A 5,550-nucleotide genomic window follows, 5' to 3' on the forward strand; every position below is an offset into this window, starting at 1 on the left:
AAACACCCGATCCCATCCCGAACTCGGCCGTTAAGTGCCGTCGCGCCAATGGTACTGCGTCTTAAGACGTGGGAGAGTAGGTCACCGCCAAACCTAACAAGAAACAACCTCTCAATACGATAGCAAGCCCTCAGCACAAAACCAGCTGAGACCACGTTCCCACACCACCAACGGGAACGACCGTCGCGGGGTGGAGCAGCCCGGTAGCTCGTCAGGCTCATAACCTGAAGGTCATAGGTTCAAATCCTATCCCCGCAACCATAAATACTACACTTTCCATAACCTCCTGTTCGCAGGAGGTTTTTTGCTGTCCAACGAGCTGATCAACCCCAAGGCTCAGCGCCAAAATTCCCGCAAGATCACCGTGAAGGCGCAGATCCAGTTTATGGCGCTTGCCACTGGTGGCGACCGGCGTGGCGACGATCTTCTCGATCAGGCTGCGGATGGCCTCTTTGGCCTCGCCCTCGCTATCTGCATCCGTCAGGCCGTCGATCAGGCCCTTGATGCGCGTCTGATAATCAATTGCCATGCCCGGGTGGATGTGCAGGCCAGCAGATCCTGCAGGGGCGGCGGCGAGATCCTTCTCGAGTTGTTTTTGCCGCTGTTCAAGCTGTGCCATACGGTCCTTGATGCGCTCGGCCGGCGTGCCCGCCAGGATTGCGTTGACCAGCATGTCCTGATCCTTGATCACTTTGGCCAAGTCTTTGCGCATGGCAGCGGTGGTATCGGTCTTGGTTGCCGCCAGCCGGTTGCGTTCGGCGATGTATTCGGCGGCAAAGGCCGAGACAAGCTCGGGGTCCATCAGGCGCTCTGACAAGATAGACAGAATGCGCCCCTCGAGTTCTTGCCGCGTTATCCCGGTCCGGTTGGTGCAGATCGATGTGCCCTTGTTGCGCGAGTTCGAGCAACCGAAACGGTCCTTGCCGACCGTCGAAAACCCACCCCCGCAGATGCCGCATTTGACCAGACCGGTCAGCAGGAACCGCGGCTTGCGCCGCTCCCATGCCTCGGCCTCGGTATGTTCGATCTTGCGGCCTTCCTGACGCGCCTTGGCTCGGTCCCACAGGTCTTGGTCGATGATGCGCAGGTCGGGCACGTCGGTAGTGATCCACTCGGCCGCGGGGTTCGGACGCGCCTGCCGTTTGCCGGTCTGCGGATCCTTCACAAACCGCTGGCGGTTCCAGATCAGCTTGCCGATGTAGATCTCGTTGTTCAACAACCCGGTGCCGCGTTTGGGATTGCCGTGGATGGCAGACTTGTCCCAGGCACCGCCGCGCGGGCCGAGAATGCCTTCACGGTTCAATGCATCAGCGATCCCGCTGGAGGATACGCCCGCGACATACGACTGAAAAATCCGAACCACGATCTCGGATTCCACCACATTGATCTCGCGGTCGCCGCGCTTGAGCTCGCCCGTCTCGGTCAGGCTGCGCAGCACGGTATAGCCGTAAGCATTGCCGCCACCCGATTTGCCCTTTTCGATCCGGCCGCGCAACCCACGATGGGTTTTGGCGGCGAGATCCTTGAGGAACAGCGCGTTCATCGTGCCCTTGAGGCCGATGTGCATCTCGTTGATCTCACCCTCCGACAGGGTGACAATCGCCACACGGGCGAAGCTGAGGTTCTGATAGATGCCCGCGATATCGGCTTGGTTGCGCGACAAGCGATCTAGAGCCTCTGACAGCACGATATCAAAGCGGCCGTCACGTCCGTCCTGCAGCAGCCGTTGCACGCCGGGACGCAAAATCATGTTTGAACCGGAAACCCCAGCGTCTTCATAGATGCCGATAATCTGCCAGCCCTCACGCACCGCGCGCTCGCGACAGATGCGGATTTGGTCTTCGATGGAGGCGGCGTTCTGCAGTTCGGACGAATAGCGGGCGTAAATGGCAACGCGCAATGGTTTATTTGTCATTGATAAGGGTCCTTAAGATCGGCCTAAGGGTGAGACTTTTTGGGGCTGCGGCTGATGGACAGTTCATTCACATGGTCCGAACGTGCCGCATCGCGGGCAAGCGCCCGAACAAGTGCGAGCATCTGTTCAGAATGTTTGGCCGGCACTTTGACAGGAGCAATGAGGGTAGGGGAAGGCACGGCTGCACGGAGTGGTGCCGTCGGCAGCACTCCCTTATCTGCAGCATGTATCTTCCGCTCCCGTGCCATTGGCCGAGGTCTCCCAACCGCTCCGGATGACATCCGGACGGTGCAATGTTGATGTGAGTTACGCCCGAAGTTTGCGTGGCTGTCTGAACGTTAATATATTGCATTGGCGGCTCCTTTGAACTTATTGAACTGCGGATGATTGCAAGATGCGTCGCTATTTTGGGGATAACCCAGAGGTTTTCGAAATAAGAAATACAAAAAAGCACATCGATTTTATGGCCAGAACTCCAATGTTCCAAAAAACGGAAGTATGGGAGAAATATCCAGCTTTTGGATTTGGAAAATACGGATTTTAAAATCGACAACAGCAGGCTTCATGAGCAAAGATGGATGGGTCGCTTGAAGCGGCATCTGCAAAATCTGAACGATCGATCTTCAAGCGTCAGTTTGATCTTCATTGTGCGTGACATGCGCGGTCAAGACCTGCGGCTAGGCTTTGCCCTTCAATAGGGGGGCTAAAAATCTATTGCTGATCGAGCAACACATTCGAGTTCTGGCTGCTCCGCATTTACCGGCGGCCCATCGTTTCTTTCCAGCACCTGCACTTCGTCAACGAAGGTTTGAAGAGCGCTGCCGTCGAGCAGGTGGGTATTGAACAGGGCCTTCGACAAATCGATCAGCAGCTGAGAATTGCGCTTGAGAATTCCGGCCGCCTCTGCCTCCGCGGCCTCAATGCGCAGCAGCAACCGGTGTTTGGTCGAAGCCGGGAGCTTCAGGAAGTCGCGCGGGTCTGGATCTGAACAAATGTAAAGGGATCCAAGGTCGCCCAAGCCATAACTTAGCTCCTCGCTCAGGAGGCATGTGGTCACCCTGGCCAAGTCGCTGTCCCGCGATCCGCCTGCGCCGGCGCTCACATCACCAAGCAAAATGCGTTCAGCGACACGACCTGCAAGATCAGCCATGCGCCTTTTATGGAAATCGCTTGCGGTGAGCGGCATTGGGCGAGACTCCGACAAACACACGCCGCCGTCGCCACTCAGCCGAAGGCAGATCAGTTTGCCGAGGCCGAGTGCGGAAATGACAATCGCATGACCGGCTTCATGCACTGCCGCCCTCCAGAGAGTTGCGGGCGGTAGCAGACCTGTTGGTGGGGAAAGTTCGGAGATGAGATCTTCCACGGTAAGATTGCGCCTCATTTGGCGCACCTTTGCCCTGGCGTTGCGAACGGCGCCGGCAATGTCGGCACCGGTTGCGCCGAGGGCCAAACTGGCAGTGTGGTCCAGATTGCTATCAGCGAGATCTGATCCCAAATGCTGGCGCAAGATAAGCTGAAGATCATTGCGATCGGGCAGACTGATGGCAATGTGTTGATCGAAGCGGCCAGAGCGGATGATCGCGCGATCGATGTGATCGACGTGATTGGTTGCGGCAATAATTACGACGCCTTCGCGGCCTGACAGGCCGTCCAGATGTTCCAGAAGCCCCGCGATCGTCTTCGCATTGTAGCTTGCGTGTGGTCCATTTGGATCGTGGCTGCGACTGCTAAACGCGTCAATCTCGTCAATAAACAGGATCGAAGGTGCGCCTGCGATCGCGTTTGCAAAGCTGTGCGCCATTGCTTTGAGGAAGTCGCCAAGGTGTCCTGTCGCCTGCCACTGGGCATAGCTTGCAGAAACGAACGTAATGCCCTGTTCGCGCGCCATCGCGCGCGCCAATTCGGTTTTGCCCGAGCCGGGCGGGCCGGAGAGCAACAATCCACGCGTTACGTCTTTCCACTTCAAATCTCCGCACGCCCAAGCTGCGAGATCTTCGACAATGCCAATCGCCACCGGCTTTGCATGGCCATATCCTGCCAGATCACGCAGGGCGGTCCCAACTGAAGCATCTGAGTTGGAAATGTCCGCAAGGCGCATTCCTACGGCCGTCGCGCTGCCCTCGCGCAACGCCAGACGCAATTTTGCATAGCTTTGTGTTGCAAGAATGCGGTCAACAGGCAGGATGTTGCGCAAGGCAGTCTCATCGAAATATGCGGCCGGGTGGCTGTACCGAAGGTGCTGCACAATGATGTCTTGTGACAGTGGCGCAAGCTGCATCGAACGCGGCAAGCTCTCACGCAGATTTTTATCCAAGCTTGTTCCCACGGGACACAAGATGAGAACTCCAGCTTCGCTTTCGAGCGCATCGTCCAGCTTCCGCCGGAAGTTTTTGGCCGCATAGGTGCTCACCTCACCGTCAGTTACCTCGGGCCGGACAAGCACGGCCATGTTCAGCGTGCCGCGCTCTGGAACGATCGAAGAAATGCTCCATTCCGTCGGAAGCAGACCGTTCGACAATGCGACAACAATGGCTTCGAGCTGATCGGGAAGAAATCCGTCGATCAGGGTCACCGCGCCGCGGTAAAGATGTTCGACGAAAGCAGTCTCATTCTGGAACGTTTCTGCAAGTCGAATTGTCGCGTTCAACACGCCAGGTGGCAGATGCGCAGACCCCTGATCACTGGCATCTGCAGCGTTTGCCGAAAAGACGCCGGGTTCGTCTTCAAATTGATCTTCAGCGGCTGGGCAGGCGGAGAAGTCTTCAAATGTCAGCGGCATGTCGCTCTGCCAGCCGCCATCAAGCTCTTCGTTGGATACGGACCTGCCATAGTGACCGCAAAGACGGGAGACAGCTGCTTGTGTGTCAATCAGCGTCGAATATTGAACAGGTAACAGCGTTCAATATTGATCAGTTTGGTCGCTGATTTTCTTGCGCTGTTTGAAGCGCCAGGAGTCGTTTCCGGTTTCGAGAATGTCGCAGTGGTGAGTTATGCGATCGAGGAGCGCAGTGGTCATCTTTGGGTCACCGAAGACCGTGACCCATTCGGCGAAGCTGAGATTGGTTGTGACGATGAGGGATGTCTTTTCGTAGAGTTGGCTGATGAGATGGAACAGCAGGGCGCCGCCAGAGGCCGGGAATGGCAGATAGCCCAACTCATCAAGAATGACCGCGTCGATCTGGGTGAGTTGCTTGGCCAGATTTCCGGCTTTGCCCTGAGCTTTTTCCCGTTCCAGAAGATTGACCAGATCGACGGCGTTGTAAAAGCGTATGCGCTTGCCGTGATGGATGGCGGCGACACCGAGTGCGATGGCAAGAGGGGTTTTGCCGGTGCCTGTTCCCCCAACCAGGATCAGGTTGTGTGCCGTTTCCAGATAGTGACCCTTGGCCAACTCCTGAATGCGGGCACCGTCCAAGGGGGTTTCGCTCCAATCAAAACCGGTCAGATCACGATGGATGGGGAACCGCGCAGCTTTTAGCTGATAGCGCAGGCTGCGCGCCTGACGATCGGCTTGCGCGGCATCCAGCAACCGTAGCAAAAGGGCTTCGAGCGAGAGGGATTTGTTGCGCGGCGCTTCCGCTTGCAGTTCTCGCCACGCGATTGCCATTCCGAACAATTGCAGGGACTTAAGC

Annotated in this window: 4 protein-coding genes, 1 tRNA gene, 1 rRNA gene and 1 pseudogene; 4 read left to right on the top strand and 3 right to left on the bottom strand. The window is 57.0% G+C overall.

Going from position 1 to position 5,550, the window contains the following annotated elements; all coding sequences use genetic code 11:
- From rrf to AKV04_RS27700, 3 genes are all read left to right on the top strand, one after another.
- A 5S ribosomal RNA gene (gene rrf / locus AKV04_RS09905) occupies window positions 1-93 on the top strand; the annotation flags it as partial.
- A 91-nt stretch (window positions 94-184) separates the two neighbouring features.
- Window positions 185-261 (top strand) — tRNA-Met (locus AKV04_RS09910).
- Between the two features lie 43 nt (window positions 262-304).
- Complete coding sequence (locus tag AKV04_RS27700) at window positions 305-814, top strand: hypothetical protein (RefSeq protein ID WP_328287145.1); 510 nt, start codon at window positions 305-307, stop codon at window positions 812-814.
- 21 nt (window positions 815-835) lie between these two features.
- Here AKV04_RS27700 and AKV04_RS27705 read toward each other — a convergent pair.
- Window positions 836-1,915, bottom strand: a pseudogene (locus tag AKV04_RS27705) (recombinase family protein); the annotation flags it as partial.
- A 394-nt stretch (window positions 1,916-2,309) separates the two neighbouring features.
- On the opposite strand from AKV04_RS27705, the gene AKV04_RS26145 reads away from it, so the two are divergent.
- Window positions 2,310-2,459: a hypothetical protein gene (locus tag AKV04_RS26145; RefSeq protein WP_156317455.1), complete on the top strand. Its 150-nt coding sequence runs from the start codon at window positions 2,310-2,312 to the stop codon at window positions 2,457-2,459.
- A 159-nt stretch (window positions 2,460-2,618) separates the two neighbouring features.
- Here AKV04_RS26145 and AKV04_RS09925 read toward each other — a convergent pair whose 3' ends face one another.
- Complete coding sequence (locus AKV04_RS09925) at window positions 2,619-4,697, bottom strand: AAA family ATPase (RefSeq protein ID WP_054006292.1); 2,079 nt, start codon at window positions 4,695-4,697, stop codon at window positions 2,619-2,621.
- Between the two features lie 120 nt (window positions 4,698-4,817).
- The coding region (gene istB / locus AKV04_RS09930) for an IS21-like element helper ATPase IstB (RefSeq protein WP_202905598.1) at window positions 4,818-5,550 on the bottom strand (733 nt) is incomplete at its 5' end.

Source organism: Cypionkella psychrotolerans (assembly GCF_001294535.1).
GTDB classification, from domain to species: domain Bacteria; phylum Pseudomonadota; class Alphaproteobacteria; order Rhodobacterales; family Rhodobacteraceae; genus Cypionkella; species Cypionkella psychrotolerans.